This is a genomic window from Petrocella sp. FN5, from assembly GCF_029210395.1.
Lineage (GTDB): Bacteria > Bacillota > Clostridia > Lachnospirales > Vallitaleaceae > Petrocella.
In genome coordinates this window covers 16,966-38,562 of record NZ_JARGDP010000021.1, presented here as the reverse complement: position 1 = coordinate 38,562, position 21,597 = coordinate 16,966, and the positions used below count along the sequence as shown (strand labels likewise).

Sequence of the window (21,597 nt, the reverse complement as noted above, 5' to 3'; positions counted from 1 at the left end):
AGATTTTTTTGATATTGCGTCATTTCTTAATTATACTTTCTATCTATAAGATGGTCAATCTTAGTCTTATAAAGCATTACATACCAACTCATGTTTACTCTTCATCCTATCGTCCATTCCTTTACTAAACAATAAGCATTTTTTGATAAAGTGTGCATTTTTTGACATTACTTTCTCATAATGCATCTGTGATATTTATTTTATGCTATAATTGGCTAGGTATCCCAAAAAAAGATAGTCTATATTCTTGGAGGAAACACAAATGACAAAACCATCCTTTTATGCACAACTGGATCCGCGTAATAAATATATATTGCTTTGCTGTTTTTTTGTCTTTGCTGTTAATGGTTTATACGGCATGATTCTTGGCTCTTTATTACCACTTATCAGCAATGCCTATAACCTCAACAATACTATAAGTGGTGGTCTCATATCTGCCCATCAAGTTGGTAATCTTATTGCCGGTTTTATTGCCGGCGTTCTTCCCTTATATTTAGGTAGAAAAAAAGCTGTCATATTTATGTGTTGCTTTGTCGTCATGGGTTTTTTGATTATGATTCTAACTGGCAATCCGGTACTTCTTATTCTAGGTTTTCTTTTTACCGGATTAAGCCGTGGCAGTATTTCTAATTTTAACAATACCATGGTCAACGAAATCTCAAACAGCAGTTCAGCAGCCTTAAATGTATTACATAGTATTTTTGCTGTTGGAGCATTGTTGGCACCTTTCCTTGTTATATTCTCAACTAAACTTACCGGTGACTTTGGATGGAAATTGTCAGCTATTGTCATTATCATCCTCGCCATCATATCCATGATACTTTTTTCTAGAATGGATATGGACGCGTCATCCCGAATCAAGCAAAAAACCGACAAGTCCTATGTTTTTATTCAAGATCGACGGTTTCTAATTGGTGCCGGTATTTTGTTTTTCTATCTTTGTGCTGAAGCGACCATCAATGGTTGGATGGTAAAATACTTCATTGATTCAGGCATTATGTCTATACAATATGCGCAGATTCTTGCATCTTTATTATGGGTAGTTATCTTAGCCGGAAGATTAACAACCGCTTTTATAGGTGATCGTATTTCAAAAAAAATAACTTTAACTGTTTTAAGTGTCGGCACTGTTATGTTTTATTTGTTATTACTCTCAACAAGGAATACCACCACCATTACTCTGGCAATCATGGGTCTTGGTTTTTCCATGGCTGGCATCTACCCTACCACTGTATCGACACTAGGTAGTATCATCAAAACCTACCCCATGTCCATGGGCGTCCTCTTAATGATCAGTGGTATTGGCGCCATTATTATGCCAATTATAACCGGTGCCCTTGCAGATGGTTTTGGTGTCCTTGCCGGTATGAGTGCCATTATTGTTGCAACTCTAATGATGCTTATATTTGTCGGTTTATATGTTTTTGACAAATCAACACCTGCCAAACTTCCCTTGGAGACAACTTTGTAAATACAAGCATTCATACTATGGTTAAAGGGTCAAAACTAAGTTTCACTAAATTCACATACCATATATAGATTACGTTGATGCATTCGTAACTATATATGGTATGTAAAAGTTCAACTATATATTTTTGACGCCTTAACCACTATATAATTCAATTAAAAAGACGGCAGCCAGCAAGTATTATGGACTTGGTGGCTGCCGTCTTTTTTGTATAGGGAGGATGATGTGTTACATTACAAAGCAGTCAATTCTAAGCCTTCTAAGACTTCTCGCACATCGCCTGCTTTGTTAAGGGCTTTTGCAACCTCTATTCCTTTAGTGGATGTCATCTGGGAAATGGTCCACTTAACTTCAGGAATAAGGGCTACTGACATACTCAGCTTACTAATACCAATACCTAACCAGTAAGGTAATAGCTTTATATCTGCAGCGGCTTCACCGCATATGCTGACTGAAATATTTTCCTTTTTTGCTGCTTCTGCTATCACTTTCATACTTCTAAGTACAGCAGGATCATATTGGGAGTATAATGCTGATATTTTCAAGTTGGAGCGGTCAACTGCCATGGTGTACTGAATCAGGTCGTTGGTTCCAATAGAGAAAAAATCCACTTCTTTTGCAAATAGATCTGCCATGACAACCGCAGCTGGGGTTTCTATCATAATACCAACTTCAATATTTGAATCATAGGCTACATCCACCGCTTCAAGTTCCTTCTTACATATTTTTAGAATATCTTTTGCCTTTCTAATCTCAGTCAGACTGGCAATCATAGGAAACATAATTTTGATTTGACCATGGGCACTGGCTCTAAGTATTGCTCTAAGCTGTGTCTTAAAAATCTCGACTTCCTCAAGACATAAACGAATGCCACGATAACCTAAAAATGGATTGTCTTCCTTTGGAATATCAAACAGTGGACTTTCTTTGTCACCGCCAATGTCCAAGGTACGAATGGTAACATACCCTTCTGACATAGCTGTGGTTATTTTTTTATAGATCTCGTATTGCTCATCTTCTGTTGGTAACCTCTCTTGATCCATAAAAATAAATTCGGTTCTAAAGAGACCAACGCTTTTAGCATCACTTTTGACAATAAAATCAAGGTCTTTAATCTGACTGATGTTTGCAATCAGTTCTACTTCCATGTTATCTTGGGTTTTACATACCTTGCCTCTAAGGCTGGCATATTTTTCTTCTTCTTGAACCAGTTGTTTTTCTTTAACGTAGTAAGCATCTAGATAGATCTGATCCGGATCTACGATGACGCTGCCTTCTCGACCATCAAAAACAACCTCATCACCATCTTTTAATAAGGTGGTTCCTTTTTCTATCACCACATAGGGAATCTTAAGTAGTGTTGCTATAATGGCTGAATGAGCTGTTTTTCCACCCACTTCCGTTATAATTCCTTTAACATATTTGGTCTCAAGAGTGGATGTTTGTGATGGTGTCAGATCATGAGCGACCAATACATAGGGTTCGTTGATTGATCCAACATCGCTATAATGGCCCATAATGAGATTGACGACGCGACACGTGATGTCTTTGATATCAATGGCTCTTTCTTTCATATATGCGTTGTCCATAGCTTCAAAAATAGCTCGAAACCTATTACCCACAAGACTTAAGGCCCATTCTGCACAACACCTTTTATCCAGTATATAAGCTTCTACTTGACTTATCAGTTCCGGATCTTCTAATATGCTTTGGTGTGCTTCAAATATCTTGCTTTCCTGCTCACCAATATTTTTCATCGTGTTTAACCGAATGGTTTCAATCTCACCTATGGCTTTATTACGTGCGTCATGAAATATTTGTATCTCTTCATCGGTATTGCAGCCTAAACGCTCTACAGCTTCCATAGAGGTATCATGTATGATTCTTACAGGGCCATGGGCAATACCTTTGGCTATGGGTATGCCTATGATGGTATGCATACCACTACCTACCCTTGGAAATTAGATGTGAACAGTTGTGAAATACTTTCCATTGCTTGCACTTCATCATCACCTTCAGCTACAAAGGTCAATCGTTCACCTTTTGCAGCACCAACACTCATTAAGGATAATATGCTTTTAGGTTGAAATACTTTGTCAGCTTTACCGGATTTCATGAGTTTAATGTCACAAGTGAACTTCATAGCAACTTTCGCCAGCATACTGGCCGGTCTTGCGTGTAAACCTTCTTCTGCTTCTAATACAAAATCTTTCTTAACCATCTTAATCTCTCCTTTTTCCGTTCTCTAATAAGTATTTTTCAGCTTCAGCATTCCACAAGCCATTGTACTTCTTAACACATTCTGCTAAGCCTTTAAAGAATGCATCCTTTTCACCAAGCTTTTCAAAATCATCTATGGCTGTAAGAGGCATATCGATTTCATTATAAATCATCTTCTTGCCTCCTGGAATGTTAGGTAAATCCAGTATCGTATCAATGACACAATTGATACCGCCAATATGGGTCAGCATAACAGCGGGATTAATTAACTTCTTAGATGACATATTTAATGATTCAATCATATCGTCAGCATTGCCACCGGTTGAACCCATGATATGAGTGGGTGTATAATGCACATTGTAGAAATTAATATTCGCATTAAAGGTTGTGTCTGAAGGTCCGGCAAAAAAGTTCATACAACCATCTTTACCAAGTATTTTATCCCCTTCTTCGATAACCGGTCTTACAGGTGCATAAACAAATACATCATCATAGCCCTCACCATCACTTAGGTCCATTAAGGTCTTTACAGAATCTGCTTCTTTCATGGTATTAATAAAGTGTAGCTTTACACCTTGTTTTTCTGCTTCTTCTTGTGTGAAAAGAGATCTTGCACGGTCCAATCTGGCATCATCAATATCCGTTACAACCAATAAAGAGGGCTTTCTGTCACAATGCAGCGCATAATCAATAGCACCAAGACCCATTGGACCGGCACCTGCTAATAAGGCCATTTTACCCTTTTCTATGATGCCCATATAATGTTTGTACTCACCTGTCTTTGTGTGGTAGTTGGCATGAAAGCCACCAATAACACATGACATCGGTTCTGATAAAGATGCTTCGTAAAAAGCTTCTCCTTCATATTTAAGAAGAAAGCCAAGTTCCATGACTTCTCTTGGAATAATGCAATAGGTCGCTGATCCACCAAAAAATTCAAATGAATATCCGGGTGCATAAGGGCTGCCTTTATAATTTAAGGCCGGTTGTATGGCAAATTTTTCTCCAGGTGTAAATTGATCTTGCCATGCTTCACCTACTTCTACAATAACGCCTGAGAATTCATGACCCATAATTGTCGGGTTGGTTGCGATATTCTCAGGAACACGTTTGTGCTTGCTGCCTTGTATAACGGCTTTGTAGGTGGACATACATACACTGTCTGTAACGACTTTTACTAAAATCTCGTCTTTTTTAATCGCCGGTAACTCAAAAGTTTCTAGTTTTAATGTGTTGACATCATATAATCTAACCGCTTCTGTTTTCATTTAATCACTCCTATTTCGTCTTGTTTTCTATCATTATATTTGGTTAAAGTATCAAAACTAAGTTTCTCTAATTTACTTACAACACGTATGTAAAAGTTCAACTATATAGTTTTGACACTTTAACCATATTAACAGTAATCTCTTGGTACAACTCATTGACTCTTGTTAAGCTACCCATATGGGTTCCTTCTTCTTCAATAGATGCACTACTGGATGCTACACCTAGTCTCATGATGTCCATAAATCTTGCAAAATCCAGTGTTTCATTTTTTTTCATGACCTCGTCTATGCCAAAAGCAATACCCGCTACCATGGAATCACCTGCACCTACTGTACTGACAACCTTTAGCTTTAGAGCATCCATCTTAGCTGTTCCATCCTTACTAACCACAAGACAACCTTTTTCACCTTGTGAAATGACCACAGCATAGATGCCCATATCTAACAATTCCTGAGCTTTTAAGATCATATCTTGGTCATTATCAAACTTCTTTCCAAAATACATTTCTAACTCATTTTGATTTGGTTTTATGATCCAAGGCAAACCTTTGATACCCAACTCAAGTACATCTCGATCTGCATCTAGAATGACTTTAGCACCTTTTTCCTTGCCAAGTTCGCACCAATGCTTATAGATATCCTTAGGAACACCTTGTGGTAAACTGCCCGCCAAAACCAAAATATCTTTTTCGGATAAGTGATTCATAAGATAGGCATCAAGTGTCTCCAGTGTTTTGCTATCTACAACTGGCCCTTTTTCATTAATATCTGTAAAAGTATGGTTGTTGTGATCCACTACCTTTACATTGATACGGGTTTGGCCGGGTGTTTTAATGGCTTTATAACTGATACCTTCATCATCCAATAAACTGGTCAATCGATGGCCAATATCACCGCCGGTAATCATAACCGCTATGCTATCACCTTTTAATTTGTGTATCATCTTCGTTACATTGATGCCTTTGCCACCTGCGTCTTCTCTATACTCTTTTACGCGGTTAACCTGATCTACTTTGAAATCATCAATTTTCAAGGTTTTATCAATGGCAGGATTTAAAGTTACTGTATAAATCATGGACTACCTCACTTTTATTGTCAGATTACCAATCACCACTTGGGTTTGAAAGTCAAACCTAATTGCGGTTTGAAAATCAATCCTAATTGGTAAATTGTTTGTATATATAATCTATATCTGTGGTTTGACTCAGTTGCTTGATTTTCTCTTCATCTTCAACAATCTCTGCAAGATTAGATAGAATCATAAGATGTTCATTACCCACACCTGCAATCCCAACGACTAAATATACTGTATTACCGCTAAAATCAACGCCTTCCGGAAATTGAAGTATGCTGATACCTGTTTTAATGATTTTTTTCTTAGCATCGCTCACACCATGAGGTATTGCTGTGCCATTTCCGATGTAGGTTGAGAGCTCACTGTCACGTTGTACCATAGCATCTATATAACCTTCTTCGACATAGCCGCCTTCGAAGAGAATCTGTCCGGCCATTCTTATGGCCTCTTCCTTTGAGCTTGAAGGCAGACCTATACGTATGTTTTGTTTTTTCAATGGTTGATACACATCTTCACTTTCAATAGCATCTACAGATGATGAATGAAGTACAGCAAGTCTTTCTGCCAAGCGATCGTAGATATCTGTATTAATAAAGTCTGATATGGATATATGAATGGCACCTGGAACAACACCGCTTGCTCGCTTGGTCAGTTTTTCGTGGGTGATGACAAGATCACTTTGATCATCTAGCTGATCAATCGAACAGTTGATGACTTCCAGATTCACTTTGGCATCTTTTAAGGCTGCTTTAAGTTTACTTGCACCCATGGCACTAGATCCCATACCGGCATCACATGCGACCGCAATGGTTTTTACTTGTGATAAGTCCAAATCTTCATCAATCTTATTGACCATCTGTGTTTTACTGGTGTTTTTCATTTGACTGACATTTTCTTTTGCTTTGGTTAAAGCCTCTTCTTGCTCACCTTTTTTGTTAATAAGGACAGCAGCCACAAGGAAGGTTACTGCTGTGGATACAACAACACCTGCCAGTACCAGTATCAATCCGCCTCTTGGTGCCATGGCTGAAAGTGCAAAAATACTACCTGGTGACGGTACTGCAACAAGTCCTGCACCTGTGATGACGAAGGTGAATACGCCGGATGCTCCACCTGCTATTACTGCAAGTAACAAGGATGGTTGCATCAAGATATATGGGAAATAGATCTCATGAATACCACCGAAGAAATGAATGATAATCGCACCTGGTGCAGATTGCTTAATCATGCCTTTTGCAAACACCCAGTAAGCTAATAAGATTCCAAGTCCAGGTCCAGGATTGGTCTCAAGTAAGAAGAAAATGGATTTTCCAGCTGTTGCTGCTTGTTCTATACCCAGTGGACTCAGTACACCATGGTTGATGGCGTTGTTGAGGAATAATATTTTGGCTGGTTCTATGAATATAGAAGCCAGTGGTAGTAAACCGGCGTTTACAAATGCTTCAACGCCTGAACCAAATGTATTACTGATACCTTCAACAACCGGTCCTATGCCTACATAGGCAAGTAATGTTAATAGTGTGCCTAAGATACCTGCCGAGAAGTTGTTCACCAGCATTTCAAACCCTGTTGGTACTTTGCCGTCAACGGATTCATCAAACTTCTTCATAAGGTAACCGGCAATCGGTCCCATAATCATACCACCGATGAACATTGGAATACTTGTTCCTACGACAACACCCATGGTTGCCACGGCCCCTAGCACACCACCCCTTGTACCATAGACCATTTTACCGCCTGTATAACCGATAAGTAGTGGTAATAAGTAAACAATCATCGGACCAACTAAAGTCGCTAGATTTTCATTTGGTAACCATCCTGTTGGTATAAATAATGCTGTAATTAGCCCCCATGCAATAAATGCACCAATGTTTGGCATCACCATGCCACTTAAAAAACGTCCAAACTTTTGTAGACCTTGAGCGCTGGTATTATCATTTGTTATTGTTTTCATTTTTGAACCTCCTATTTTTCTTTAACATCATTTGTTCACTGTTCCTATTCACAGATGCCTTAAGTTGTTTTTATTATAATACAGTCAACACCTCATGTTAAAGCTTAAGAAAAACGACTATGGCAATATAGACAAGTGACATTCTTCTATAATGTCTTTGAATGTCACTTGCTTTATGCCTATATGATGTTTGCTTAAAGATGTTTTTTGATATGTTTTTTGATATATTATTCTATTATTTTAATCTTTCAACCAGTTCATCATAAACACCAGTCATAATAAAGTCTTCAATAGATATATGCTCTGCATTTGGTGCCACACCCATTGCTCTTGGTGTTAATGATTTGTGAGAGATGACAATGTCCGCATCGCCAGGTATTGCATCAATAGATGCGTTGGCTACTTGGATGGATAAACCAGCTTTTTGAAGTTTATTTTTTAATTTGCTGGCACCCATGGCACTAGATCCCATGCCTGCATCACATGCTACGATGATTTTTTTAACACTTGTTTTTACAACACTTGATTTTTTACCTTTTAGATCCACCATTTTTTCTTTGGCTTCTTCAAAAGTCGCTTCTGCTTGTGTGTCTTTTTTCTTAATAAGGACAGCAGCCACAAGGAATGTTACTGCTGTGGATACAACAACACCTGCCAGTACCGGTATCAATCCGCCTCTTGGTGCCATGGCTGAAAGTGCAAAAATACTACCTGGTGACGGTACTGCAACAAGTCCTGCACCTGTGATGACGAAGGTGAATACGCCGGATGCTCCACCTGCTATTACTGCAAGTAACAAGGATGGTTGCATCAAGATATATGGGAAATAGATCTCATGAATACCACCGAAGAAATGAATGATAATCGCACCTGGTGCAGATTGCTTAATCATGCCTTTTGCAAACACCCAGTAAGCTAATAAGATTCCAAGTCCAGGTCCAGGATTGGTCTCAAGTAAGAAGAAAATGGATTTTCCAGCTGTTGCTGCTTGTTCTATACCCAGTGGACTCAGTACACCATGGTTGATGGCGTTGTTGAGGAATAATATTTTGGCTGGTTCTATGAATATAGAAGCCAGTGGTAGTAAACCGGCGTTTACAAATGCTTCAACGCCTGAACCAAATGTATTACTGATACCTTCAACAACCGGTCCTATGCCTACATAGGCAAGTAATGTTAATAGTGTGCCTAAGATACCTGCCGAGAAGTTGTTCACCAGCATTTCAAACCCTGTTGGTACTTTGCCGTCAACGGATTCATCAAACTTCTTCATAAGGTAACCGGCAATCGGTCCCATAATCATACCACCGATGAACATTGGAATACTTGTTCCTACGACAACACCCATGGTTGCCACGGCCCCTAGCACACCACCCCTTGTACCATAGACCATTTTACCGCCTGTATAACCGATAAGTAGTGGTAATAAGTAAACAATCATCGGACCAACTAAAGTCGCTAGATTTTCATTTGGTAACCATCCTGTTGGTATAAATAATGCTGTAATTAGCCCCCATGCAATAAATGCACCAATGTTTGGCATCACCATACCACTTAAAAAACGTCCGAACTTCTGTAAACCTTCTCGTGATCCTGATTTCCCTTTTTCTGTGCTTTCCATATTTACCTCCTAAGATTTTTTGGTTTGTGCATTGATCAATGAACATGGTCTGAGTATACACCCCTGCCTAACCAAAAATAAAGAAATAGAAAAGTGGCTTTGGCATTCTGATAAGTGACATAAAAAAGCAATAAAAAAAAATGTCACTATTCAATAGTGACATTTTCTAATAGTCCATATATTAATAAGATTAGAAAAAGTCACGCCTTAATAGTGACATTTCTATATAACCTTGATATAAATAAGAATTAGGAAAAGTCACGCCTGAATAGTGACATTTCTATATAGTCCTTTGCCTTACCACTTTTTTATATGCCGAACACCAAGGATTGATAGTATTTGTCCAACAACGCATTGAGTTCAAATTCTACATCTTCTATTTGTCCTTCTTTGATGATATCTGCAAAACCACCTGTAATAATATTACGACTAATCTCAGATAAGACTTCTAAGATCTTTTGATTTAACACAACCGGTCCGACCATTACAATGATGGTATCCACAGGCACATAACCGGATGCTTGTTCCATAATAATCGGATCTGTTAAATCTATGACCTTTAGGCAAACACCTTTATCAATATCAGCCCGACAGTGTAGTAATTGCATGCCTTTTTTCATAAGAATGGTAGAACCTTTTTCTTCTCTTTCAATAAATGCTTTGCTCAGCACTGCAATCTCCTCTTGATTACTTGACAATGAAGTGCTGATATAGTGAATCAAATCCATCATCGTTTTTGCTGATACATATTTGTCATAAGAGAAATTGTCTATAACCTTCATAATGATATGACTATACTGTTCTAATGCGACAAGTTTTTCTTTTAGTGCCATTTTATTCTTAGTCTGTCTATGTGTGGTGTTTGGCTTATATCTTTTCAAAGCTTCTCTGATTTTCTTAATATCTTCATCCTTAATAACCGGATTCACCACCACACAAGGTATGGCCAAATTTTCTGTCGGCACGGTTGATATGATTAGGTCAATGGCACCTTCATCCATTGATTCCACATCTTGATCAATAACACTCACAACCCGAACGATATGGATGTTAGAAAAATTGCGTTCGATTTCCGAAACCAGTAGTTGAGAAGCGCCTATGCCATACATGCAAGCTACTACCACTTGATATTTTTTGACAATTTCCCTATGGTTTTTTTCTATGACTGCCCCGATATGGGTAGCTAAGTAAGCGATTTCATCTTCAGGAATCTGAATATGTTCCTTTTCTTCAATGACTTTAGCACAAGTGGCTATCGTCTGAAACAGCTTTGGATACATGCTTTTGATTTCTTCCACTAGGGGATTAATAATATCAAGGTCCATCTTCATGCGATAGATGGATGGTCTAAGATGCTTAACCAGACCCACAATAAGCTTGTCGTTATCTGATAAATATATACCTGTTTCCGACTCAACTTTTTGAATAAACTCTTTGACCAATTGAATGACTTTAAAATCCTCAATCATAGAAATCCTATTGTATTCACCTGTTTGTCTAAGCTTAGATCCTTTAAGATGCATGGTTAAATAGAGCAATTCTTCTTTTGGTAGGACTCTAAAAGGATTATCTTCTTTTTCAATAACCCAATCCCGTAAAAGATGAAAAATCTTATCTGATTCGATTAACGCTTTGGTTTTTGAGTCAATATAAAGTTCGTCCCAAAAAAACTTCCTTTTTAATGTCATGCTGAACCTTATGATTAGAGCAATATAGGCATTGTCCGCAAATTGATACCCCATATCTTCTTCCATACGCATTAAAAAAGCCCTTGTATGCTTTATACTTTCAAGATCCAGAAGCTCAAATATAGATTGATTGATATTTTCTTTTAATGTTCTTACATCAATGGGCTGGTGCTCTTTTTCTTTTATAACGTCAATAAGATCAACTAGATGAAAATGCTCATAAATCAAGGCAACAATCGCCTTTCTTTTTGCCTTTTCATCCCCGTCAATTAATATGCCCAAGCCCGGTTTACGAATCAACTCAATGTTGTATTGGTTAAACCATGGTTCTAACTGGGCAATATCGCCACCAATCGTACTTTCTGTAACATCCAATAATTGGGTTAATGTATATAATTTTGTAGGTTCATTGTATTGAAGCAGCTGAGCCCTAAGTATGATCTGCCGATCTATCGGTGTATATATGATTTCACTTACTTCTTCAAGAAGTGAATTTCTCAGTTTGGTTTTTATGGTATCATCCGCAACTAGAGAAATGCCTTTTCCCTTTTTTTTATTCAGATCACCACCATGTTTTATTATCCAGTTCTGCACATCGTTTAATTCTCTTAATATGGTTCTGGTACTCACATTAATCTGATCTGATATTTGTTGTACGGTTATATAGTTATTCGATTCAAGTATGATAGATATGACTTCCTTCATGCGTGATGTTAACATTTTAGCACCTCTCATTTTGAATTCAGACCTAAAGTTCGCCTACATTATACTTGTATTATACACGCCCCAACTTTAATACACTATTTATTTTTATTTTGTTTTGTCATTTATGCAAGTGACAAATAATACACTTCTCAATTTTAATAGACTATTATTTTATTGTTTAAAAGAATCACTTCCCTTAATAAGTTTTGATCAATGATTTATAACCTTCTCAATGCCTCAACAGGACTTAAACTTGTTGCTTTAAGTGCTGGCCATACCCCAAATACAGTACCAACTAATATTGAAAAAAGTAGAATGTAAATCGTTGAAACAACTGGCAGTACAATATCCACCTTTAAGTATAATCCAATCATATAGCCGCTTAACAAACCTATTGTTATTCCAATTATTCCTCCAATACCCGTAATAATGGATGACTCAAGTAAAAACTGTAATAAAATATCCTTGTTCTTCGCTCCAATTGCTTTTCTTATCCCAATTTCGCTGGTTCTTTCTGATACAGTAACAAGCATGATATTCATTATTCCAATTCCACCAACAAGCAAAGATATCGCGGCAATGATACCTATAACAAGGGTAATCATGTTTCCGATATTATGTGCCACAGATAATGATTTTTCTGCATTTTGTGCCAAATATAAATCTTCTCCATTATTACTATGTATGGATTCAATATAATAAATAACATTCTTTACAAACTCATCCGAATCAACATTATCTTTAATAGTCATGTCAATCCCATAAACCCTGTCATCTTTATTGTTCAAGTATTCCAAAGTGGTGTTTGGAGAATATGCAATACTATAATTATTTGCTCCGACCAGTTGATTAAGGAAATCGTCCTCTTTTTTATATACTCCAATCACAAAAAATCTAGTCGGAATACCATTTGTATCAAGAGTAATAGTTTCTCCTACCACGTTTTCATTACCAAAATACTTATTTGCAAACCTATTGTCAATTACAAGTACCTTTCGTTTAAGTGCCAAGTCATTTTCAATTAAATACCTTCCCTGTAACATCTGAATCTGCTGTATTTTATTATAGTTGTTATTGACGCCATATATCATCAAATTTATATTAGTATCATCTTTTATGTCAATATATGTACTCTGTAAATACACTCTTGATAAGGCAATAATTGAATCCTCAAATCTTTTTTTAATCAATATTTCATCTGACATATCGAGAAAATCTTGTTCTCTTAATTCTTTCGAGCTATCTGTTGTTATGTATACTCTCTTAATTCCTATTTTTTCAAACTCTGATATTACTAAACTGTCAAGTATGCTCCCAAGCATAATGATTGTCACTACCGAAGAAATACCTATGATGATTCCTAATATCGCTAAAAAAGTACGACTTTTTCTTTTCAATAAGTAGGAATATGATGCCTTTAAATAATATATTACTTTCATAGAAGCTACGCCTCCTGTAAAATCCCATCTTCAATTTTATATCTTTTATTCGCCATATTAGCATAACGTTCATCGTGTGTAATCAACACAACCGTCATACCTTTTTTATTCAAATCCTTAAATAAGCCCATAATTTCTCTTGTATTCTTAGAATCTAAGTTTCCTGTTGGCTCATCAGCTAGCAGTATTTTGGGATTAGTAACTAAAGCCCTGGCAATTGACGTGCGCTGCTTTTGTCCTCCTGAAAGTTCCGTGGAGTCATGATGGATTCTATCGCCCAAATCCATAAGTTCTAATACTTCCCGAGCTTTTTTAATACATTCTTTTTTTCCCTTTCCTCCATAAAATAAAGGAAGTATTACATTTTCTAGAGCTGTTAATCCTGGAATCAGAAAAAAGGATTGAAAAACAAAACCAATATATTTGTTACGTATAGTAGATAATTCAGATTGCCCTATAGTATTTATCGGGACACCCTCGAAAAAATAATTACCCGCCGTCGGACTATCTAAGCAACCTATTATATTCATCAGAGTACTTTTTCCCGAGCCACTTGTACCACTAATTGACACATAGTCACCTTCAAAAATATTAAGATTGATATTTTTAAGGGCAGTTACTTGTGTGTTATTCATTCCATAAATCTTTGATACATTATCTAACCTTATCATACAAGTCCCCCCTAATGCTATTGGGGTACAATACAATTAAATCCTGGTAATCAAGACCCTTAATTATTTCATAGTAAAAATCATTCATAATCCCAATCTCTACCTTGGTTTTTATATATTTCCCGTCTTTTTCCACCCATACAAAAGCCTCATTATTTTCACGCACTACGGCTTCAATTGGTACCGTGAGTGCATTTTTAGATGTTCTAGTAACGATTTCCGCCTGTATGCTTTGATATATTTTATATCGATCATCCATTAATTCCAGGGTCATTTCTATTACAATCCCATTATCCATTTTAGACCCACTCGTATTATTCGTTGCAATATGACTAATTTTCGTTACCCTACCTTTTCCCACAGAATTATTGTTATCATCTAAAAAATTCACTTCTAGTCCCTCATTAATATTATTAATATCATTTTCCGAAACATAACCACTAACTTTTACACAATTACTTTTTGGGATTTTTATTATACTTTCTCCAACAGTTACTGGCATCCCTTCTGCCTTGATTATCTCCATAATGATACCATCGACAGGCGCTCTCATAACAGTCTCTGAGAGTTTTTTATTTATTTCATTTATCTGCATTTTTAGAAGTGTATTCTTTTTATCTTGTATGATTTTTTCATTGAGATTAATCATACTTTTTTGCATTTGATATTTTAACTCTACTTCTTTTAAGTTATTTTGTATGTTATCAAGTTCTTGCTTTGAGATTATCCCCTGTTCAAATAGATGCTTGCTAAGCTCTAAATCTACACTTATCTTCTCTATTTCTAATTCTAAAGCATTTAACTTATATTCATTGTTTTTTCTATTACTATCTGCTTCATCTGAAAGCACTAAACCTATTTCTAATTCATTTCTTTTTAATAACAACTCTTCCTCAAGATTTTTCCCCTCAAACTCCACAAGCACATCACCTTTTTTCACCTCATCCCCAATACTAACTAGCATTCTAGAAATATACGTGTTAAAGGGAGCCTTTAAAGTTATGGTTTCGGCGGGTAGAATAAGGCCATTTACCAAAACTTCTGTCGTCAAGTCTTGAATATTTGTCGAAACCAGCAACACCTCATTTGAATAACCTTCATTTTTTGTTGACCACTTTATAACTATTAGTATTATACAAAAAATAATTATGATATAGAATAGAATATATCTTTTTTTCTTTAATCCTTGCATACAGCGACTCCTTAAATCTAGTATAAGATTAATTGACAGTTTCATAAATGAGGGTTTTATTAAATCAATATTATGGTTAAAGGGTCAAAACTTAGTTTCACTAAGTTCAACTATATTGTTTTGACACCTTAACCATATTATATAAATACATTACTCTCTTGAAACAGGAAGTTTTGTACTTATCTGTGTATTTTGTGATTTTTTATTACGCACTTCCAATATTAATAAAGTTATATTTCTAAAGGTTGTATAAATAATCCGAATTACTAAAAAAGCTGAAATGAATACCATGAAATAATTCTTAAAGTATATTGCTATAGATTTTAAAATTTCCATAATACTGCCTAGTTCAAAAAAATTCAACAAATCTTCTTTTGCAAAGGGTAATAGTTCAAATGCTGTTAAGGTAATGTTTTTTAACAGTGTAGCAAAGAATATGAAGAAAACTAAGCTGATCATTACATAAAGATAGAATACAATCTTACTTTTGCTCGTCAGCTCATTATGCGGCTCATAAATAGAAATCGAAAACGGTCTTAAGAGTTTTGCTTTAATATATCTTACTGTTGTATCATGCAGATTTGATATCCCCGACAAATCTGTAAAAAGCCAGTAGCCATCCATTTTTAAAAATGGATTAAAGTTATAAATCAATCCTATATACCTTATTACTGTTGCAATTAAGATTATATTGCTTTTCGTTATAATTGTTATAATAGCCAAAGTGCATAAATATAAATGTTCAAAATATATACCTCCCAAGTCAACTACGGCCCTTTGCTTTCTCTTAAGCACCCATATTCCTGATACATCTGCAAACAATACGGGCATTGTCATGTAAAATGCAAACCCTATACTATACGGAACAATTCCATAATGCATTGAAGCTCCAGCATGACCTAACTCGTGTATATAGCCTGATGAAATAATGAGGAGAGTTATTATCATCCAATCTTTATAAGAAACCGTCGGAATCATTAAATAGAAATCTGGTAATGCAATTGATCTTAGAATGATAAAAAAACCCGGAATTGATAATATCAAAACTAATAAAGAGAAGACTTTATTATATGGGTATTTTGTGAAGGAAAGCTTTTTTATAAGGCTTTCCTTTAAAATATTAACCTGAAACCAGAAATATTTTGATTTTTTTTCATTTTCCGCTTCACCTTCATATCCTTCAACAATACCTTTTGAAACAATGTGTGTCTTAATAATTTTTTCTAAATCCTCTGCTGTCGAAGATATACCAAGGCTTTGAAGTTTACAACATATGTCTGAAAGCGTATTCTCTCCATCTAAAAAAGACAGTATCAAATACAATTCCTCAGCAATTATCCAATGCTTTTTTTTGTGAACTATTATATATTTTTTATCCCTTGTTGCACTTTCAAATTCTTTTATTATTAATGCGTTTATCAACTTATATTTTTTGCTTTCCATAATAATTCACCTCGATGGATATATATAAAAGAAGAAATCACCAGAATAATATATTTAATAAATGATCTTATTTAAAATTTCAAAATAATTATAAAGAAAAATTTATGGCACATGCCCAAATAGGCTTAAAACCTAAGGATGCGTCTAATCCGCAAGCATGGGCAATACATCTTAATTCATTTCTAACCTCTAACTCTTCACATAATCTATCTTCTAGCTCACTAAATTTTATTTCGTGTATCGATTTGTTGATTGATTTTATCATTGATAACCTCGTTTCGTATTATCTCGTGATTTCTTCTTTTTTAATTTGCTAATAGACTTTTGATAGTCTCTCCCTCAATCGAATGCTCCATATAAGAATAAAAACGGTTGAGTGCATACGCTGAAACTGCTGTTGTTAAGGTAGCACTTCTATATTCTATAAAATCTGCTGGCTCAGTGGATATCTTTTTAATTTGAATCTCTCCAAAATCCACACCATGCCAGTAGCTCCCTGTAGCCGAACTCATTAAATAGATTATACCTTTATGAATTGAACTAACTATGGCTTTTTTTTCAGTTTCATTCATTACTATTTTGTTTCTCGATAATTCCAATATCTCAATCAAACTCAATATTGCATATGAGCTTTCCTTAGGATCTCCAAACACCTGTCCCCATGCTCCATTATCATGCTGGCTCTCTAATAAGTATTTTAATGATAATCGGATTTGAGAATTAAATCTGTTAAGTTGTTTTGTACACCTTAGTATTTGCCAAATTGCAAAATGTACGCCTGTAAAATAATAATCCTTCCAGCTTCCATCTGGATTTTGTTTAGAAAGTATTGATGAATAGACATTTTCTATTACTTCTGAATACTTGTTATAATCCAGAATTATAAGTGCATATATAAACTGTGCATTAGCTGAAATAACAGGATTTTTGTACATTTTTTTCAACAAAGTTCTTATATATATACACTTCACAGAAGAAATACTGTTAAAAAATCCCTTTTGATCTTTTTCCGTCAGCCAATAGTTTATTGTTCCATCCTTATTTGGATTCTGACTAATAATTTTATCTACAAGTTCTTTTGTGTACTTAAGCAATGTGACGTCTCTTGCTGCAACTGCATTTAATATTATTTCTCCTAACGTACCAATATCTGGCGGTATCTCTGGTAAATCTGGAAAATGTCCCCAGCCTTCTTTGAAATATCTATGTTTTCTATTTTCCAAATAATTTAATTCCTTTTCAAAATATGCATTGGTTATTGCACTATTATTCTTCATAGAAAACATAAGATTTAGTAAATACGATCGATAATAAACATCTCCTGGAAGTGCCTGTTCTTCTCCGGTAAAACCATAAGGATGTAAAAAAACCCCCCAGTGCGTTAACTCAGGGTAACCAGATTTACTTTGGTTGAGAATCCACTTAACTGAATCGGCAATCTGTTTTTTTATGTCTTCTCCAGAATATTCTTTATTTGATTCAATATAAGGATATATCCTTTTAGGCTCACCTTTTAAGGTTCTAAAATCGTATAATAAAAGATTTATGCGACTTTGAATGGAGCGTAAAGATTTTTGGCAAGGTGCATTACTGCCACATAAAAATAAAGCTTTTTCTACTTCTCTGTTTGCTTTGATAAGGTATTTTTCATCATAATTATTGCCATATAGCAAATCCATAATTTTCTCTTTGTCATGAATCGCATTCTTATGTGCCATAATAACTTCTGTGAGTATAGGAGTGTAAAATTCTCGCTCTAAATCCTTTTTCCAGATTTTTAAATCTAAAAACAATTTGTGTGCAACATAGTAGTGATCTAAGGATTTTTCAAGTAAGCTTATTTTATCAAACTCATTATTAATCCCTGCCAGAATAGGAAGAACAATTTTTGAATGTGCATTTAGTCCTACTGAAATCGAAAAAATATCTTCTTCAGTATAGTTTTTAATTTTACCAACATGATTTAGCTTAAATAGATTTGCACCCTCTAATACTTCATTGTAATATTTATTAAAGTAAGTCCAGAACTTTTCCATACTTTCTTTGCTTAATATTCTTTGAAGCTTTTCTACCCCCTCACAAAGACCTATTTGTAATTGTAAATTTTTTGCAGGCGTATTCATTTCATCTTTGTTCTCATAATTAGCAAGCAGAAAATGCTGAAAAGGATGAATAATCAGCATACTTATCTCAGATACTAACTCTAGCACTTTAAAGCTATTAATCGAAAAACTTTCTTCTAGCATATATACATAAGTTATGAAATAATATAAGCTCTTTGATTCAATCTCAAGATTGTTGTCACTCACATTGCTAAAGGCGTACTTTTTATTATTAATTTTTTTGAGAATATTTCTATGTGTTTTCACAATATTCTCAAGTTTTTCTTTTGTAAATATTTCAATCAATCTTGAAACATCCAAATCATATCTTTGCATTTATTTATACCTCTTATTTAATCCTATATTGAAAACAGTGACGGTAATGTACTTAAATGTGATGTTTTATTTTAAAGCACCACATGCGGACACCCCTGCATTAGCAGCACATGCTGAGATCCCTAAAAGTGTTTTTACAGACATAACGCGTCTGTCTTCCAGCTCTTTTAATAATCTTTCGTCAATGATCTTAATGTCAATAGCTTTGTTGATTTTTTTCATTTAATCTCCTCTTAAATGATTATTTTTGACCACCGCAGTTTGTTACTGTTGCATTAGCCCCGCATGCGCTTGCGGTAACATTTGCTGCACAGGCATTTGTGCTGACCTTGGTGGCCATTTCTTTTCTACCTTCAAGTTCAATGATTAACCTATCATCCAAACTTTTCACATCAATTGATTTGTTAATTGTAATCATGATTTTAATCTCCTTTTAAATTATTTTTTAATTAATCGTTCGCCTTTTATCAGTAATATATAAACATACTACTAAAGGGTGTGTATGCTTCTACTTTATAGTCCTGCTCTCGCATGTCCTGCACATAAATTTGGATTGATAATCCCTGATTTATTGGTTGCACAGGTTCCAGCATATGCATCTGCTGTACAAGCATTAACACCTATTACTGATTTTGACATTTCTCTTCTTAATTCTAACTCCCTCATAAGTCTTTCATCAATTTCCGAAAGATTAATAGGTTTGTTCAATGAAATCATTTTTTTCCTCCTAATATTGCCGTCACTGTATTCAAACTTACTATTTATAAATCAGCTCCTCATATATTTGGGGAACAGTTTTATCAAAAACTTCTATATATTTATCGCAATATGGTGTTTGAATCGATTGATTAATAACCCTAGCATGCGCGGGGCATCCTCCACCACAATACAGAATATACGCACACGTCTGGCATTTAGCAATATTTTGTGGCTTTCTATTCATCCATTGATCGTAAACCGGTGAATAGGCGAGACCATACTGATTGATTTGACCGATAATGTGTTTGTTGTCCCCAACTGTATCCCAGCATGGGTAAATGTCACCAAAAGGATCAAATACAAGCATACCGTTTACAGCTCCACAATATGTAGCTTTGAAATATGCATATTCTCCAGTTTCCACAACATATTTAATCCTTGTTGCTATATCAGCTGCTACACCACTCAAGGCGCTCGTAAAGATGCTCTTATTTTCGATTAATTTATTAACAATATCCTCATCAGTAATTGGCTTTTCTTCTTTTGAATAGCAGGTATGTACCGCTTTAAAGTAGTTTCTAAAATACTTATTCTCAGACCATCCCATCTCATCAAATAATGTATTTAACGCTGAAATCTCTTCGATATTTTCTTGATCAATATTTGTCCTTAAACTCACAAATATTTCTCTTTTTAATAATTCATCTACCACCTCTAAGGTTTTTTTATAAGTTGGTACACCATCCATATGCTTTCTACGATGATTATGAAGCTCTCCAGTCCCATCAAGCGTGATTTGAATTTCTCTTATAACTTTGGTCTCTATCAAATCGTAATAGTTTTCTATTTCATAACCATTACTTATAGCCATTACAGTTAATTCACTCTTCTTACAATGCTCTATAATTTGCTCAATTACTTTTCTGTTTTTCTTTAAAAATGGTTCTCCTCCATAGAGATTGATTTCACCAATTCTTCTTCCTTTTTCCATTTCTCTATTTAAATATTCAAAAATATTATTGACGGTCTCTATAGACATTTGCTGATTCATCCAATTTTGACCATTTTTATGTAGTTTTAATTCATAGCAATAAGGGCATCGAAAATTGCAGTCATAAGTTGGTATGATTGTAACCTGTAATAGCTTCTGGTCAACTTTTTGATATATTTCTGCAATTTTCTTCATATTCTCAATTTCTTCATTCTCCGTTACGGATGTAATATACCCTCTTTCAAGCAAAGTTTTCAGTATGCTTGGATTATAATTGACGGTCTCTTTATTTAATAAGTCCAGGGTTTGTATAACAGTTTCATCTACTTCATCCATTGCACCTGTACAGCCGTTCATTAATAAATATTTATTATTCTTTAGCTTATATCTTAAATTATATATACTCGAACGCATAATTATTCTCCTTATAAATAATCCTCTTAGATATTTGAGAAACACCCTTAACCCTATAAATACAGTGTTTTTGTGTCACACAAAAAATACCTCATAAGATCCTGGTGATATTATATTGTAAAAATCTTGAAGCACCTACTCCTATATTTAGTTGTTTATTGAACAATGATGTATATACATAGATCTAAAAAAGACAGATTCATCCATTCCCCCCAACAGATAACCTAGAATTTATTATAAAAAATAATTGGTTAAAGGGTCAAAACTAAGTTTCACTAAATTCACATACCATATATAGATTACGTTGATAC

18 protein-coding genes are annotated in these 21,597 nt (G+C 35.0%); 1 reads left to right on the top strand and 17 read right to left on the bottom strand.

All coding sequences use genetic code 11. The features are described from left to right. The first annotated feature begins 262 nt into the window (after window positions 1-262). Window positions 263-1,471: an MFS transporter gene (locus P0N36_RS07325; protein WP_275842197.1), complete on the top strand. Its 1,209-nt coding sequence runs from the start codon at window positions 263-265 to the stop codon at window positions 1,469-1,471. A gap of 230 nt (window positions 1,472-1,701) precedes the next feature. Here the strand turns inward: P0N36_RS07325 and ptsP are convergent, their stop codons facing one another. The 17 genes from ptsP to P0N36_RS07240 form a co-directional block, all read right to left on the bottom strand. Continuing rightward, on the bottom strand, window positions 1,702-3,408 hold the full coding sequence (ptsP, locus tag P0N36_RS07320) for a phosphoenolpyruvate--protein phosphotransferase (protein ID WP_275842196.1): 1,707 nt from the start codon (window positions 3,406-3,408) through the stop codon (window positions 1,702-1,704). 8 nt (window positions 3,409-3,416) lie between these two features. Then, window positions 3,417-3,689 (bottom strand): HPr family phosphocarrier protein, encoded by a 273-nt coding sequence (locus P0N36_RS07315; RefSeq protein WP_275842195.1) that lies wholly within the window; start codon window positions 3,687-3,689, stop codon window positions 3,417-3,419. A 1-nt stretch (window position 3,690) separates the two neighbouring features. Then, a complete protein-coding gene (locus P0N36_RS07310; RefSeq protein WP_275842194.1) occupies window positions 3,691-4,956 on the bottom strand; it encodes a zinc-binding dehydrogenase in 1,266 nt (421 codons plus the stop codon). 97 nt (window positions 4,957-5,053) lie between these two features. Next, window positions 5,054-6,031, bottom strand: a complete 978-nt coding sequence (gene pfkB / locus P0N36_RS07305; protein ID WP_275842193.1) for a 1-phosphofructokinase — start codon at window positions 6,029-6,031, stop codon at window positions 5,054-5,056. Window positions 6,032-6,113: 82 nt separating this feature from the next. Further along, window positions 6,114-7,985 carry a PTS mannitol transporter subunit IICBA gene (locus tag P0N36_RS07300; RefSeq protein WP_275842192.1) on the bottom strand — a complete coding sequence of 624 codons (1,872 nt, stop codon included), beginning with the start codon at window positions 7,983-7,985 and terminating at the stop codon, window positions 6,114-6,116. 235 nt (window positions 7,986-8,220) lie between these two features. Further along, a complete protein-coding gene (locus tag P0N36_RS07295; protein ID WP_275842191.1) occupies window positions 8,221-9,606 on the bottom strand; it encodes a PTS mannitol transporter subunit IICB in 1,386 nt (461 codons plus the stop codon). 308 nt (window positions 9,607-9,914) lie between these two features. Then, window positions 9,915-12,014, bottom strand: a complete 2,100-nt coding sequence (locus P0N36_RS07290; protein WP_275842190.1) for a BglG family transcription antiterminator — start codon at window positions 12,012-12,014, stop codon at window positions 9,915-9,917. A 203-nt stretch (window positions 12,015-12,217) separates the two neighbouring features. Continuing rightward, window positions 12,218-13,438 (bottom strand): ABC transporter permease, encoded by a 1,221-nt coding sequence (locus tag P0N36_RS07285; RefSeq protein ID WP_275842189.1) that lies wholly within the window; start codon window positions 13,436-13,438, stop codon window positions 12,218-12,220. 5 nt (window positions 13,439-13,443) lie between these two features. Continuing rightward, entirely contained in the window at window positions 13,444-14,109 is a 666-nt protein-coding gene (locus P0N36_RS07280; RefSeq protein ID WP_275842188.1) for an ABC transporter ATP-binding protein, read from the bottom strand. Further along, on the bottom strand, window positions 14,093-15,301 hold the full coding sequence (locus P0N36_RS07275) for an efflux RND transporter periplasmic adaptor subunit (RefSeq protein ID WP_275842187.1): 1,209 nt from the start codon (window positions 15,299-15,301) through the stop codon (window positions 14,093-14,095). The genes P0N36_RS07280 and P0N36_RS07275 overlap by 17 nt, the downstream gene beginning before the upstream one ends. A 150-nt stretch (window positions 15,302-15,451) precedes the next feature. Next, the gene (locus tag P0N36_RS07270; protein WP_275842186.1) at window positions 15,452-16,744 is read right to left on the bottom strand and encodes a hypothetical protein; all 1,293 of its coding nucleotides are present in this window, start codon (window positions 16,742-16,744) and stop codon (window positions 15,452-15,454) included. A gap of 88 nt (window positions 16,745-16,832) precedes the next feature. Further along, window positions 16,833-17,009 carry a hypothetical protein gene (locus tag P0N36_RS07265; protein ID WP_275842185.1) on the bottom strand — a complete coding sequence of 59 codons (177 nt, stop codon included), beginning with the start codon at window positions 17,007-17,009 and terminating at the stop codon, window positions 16,833-16,835. A 40-nt stretch (window positions 17,010-17,049) separates the two neighbouring features. Continuing rightward, window positions 17,050-19,182: a hypothetical protein gene (locus P0N36_RS07260; RefSeq protein ID WP_275842184.1), complete on the bottom strand. Its 2,133-nt coding sequence runs from the start codon at window positions 19,180-19,182 to the stop codon at window positions 17,050-17,052. Between the two features lie 66 nt (window positions 19,183-19,248). Then, on the bottom strand, window positions 19,249-19,404 hold the full coding sequence (locus tag P0N36_RS07255) for a hypothetical protein (RefSeq protein ID WP_275842183.1): 156 nt from the start codon (window positions 19,402-19,404) through the stop codon (window positions 19,249-19,251). A gap of 19 nt (window positions 19,405-19,423) precedes the next feature. Beyond that, window positions 19,424-19,600, bottom strand: a complete 177-nt coding sequence (locus tag P0N36_RS07250) for a hypothetical protein (RefSeq protein WP_275842182.1) — start codon at window positions 19,598-19,600, stop codon at window positions 19,424-19,426. 95 nt (window positions 19,601-19,695) lie between these two features. Beyond that, window positions 19,696-19,899: a hypothetical protein gene (locus P0N36_RS07245; protein WP_275842181.1), complete on the bottom strand. Its 204-nt coding sequence runs from the start codon at window positions 19,897-19,899 to the stop codon at window positions 19,696-19,698. A 40-nt stretch (window positions 19,900-19,939) separates the two neighbouring features. Beyond that, window positions 19,940-21,286, bottom strand: a complete 1,347-nt coding sequence (locus P0N36_RS07240; protein ID WP_275842180.1) for a radical SAM/SPASM domain-containing protein — start codon at window positions 21,284-21,286, stop codon at window positions 19,940-19,942. Window positions 21,287-21,597: the final 311 nt, after the last annotated feature.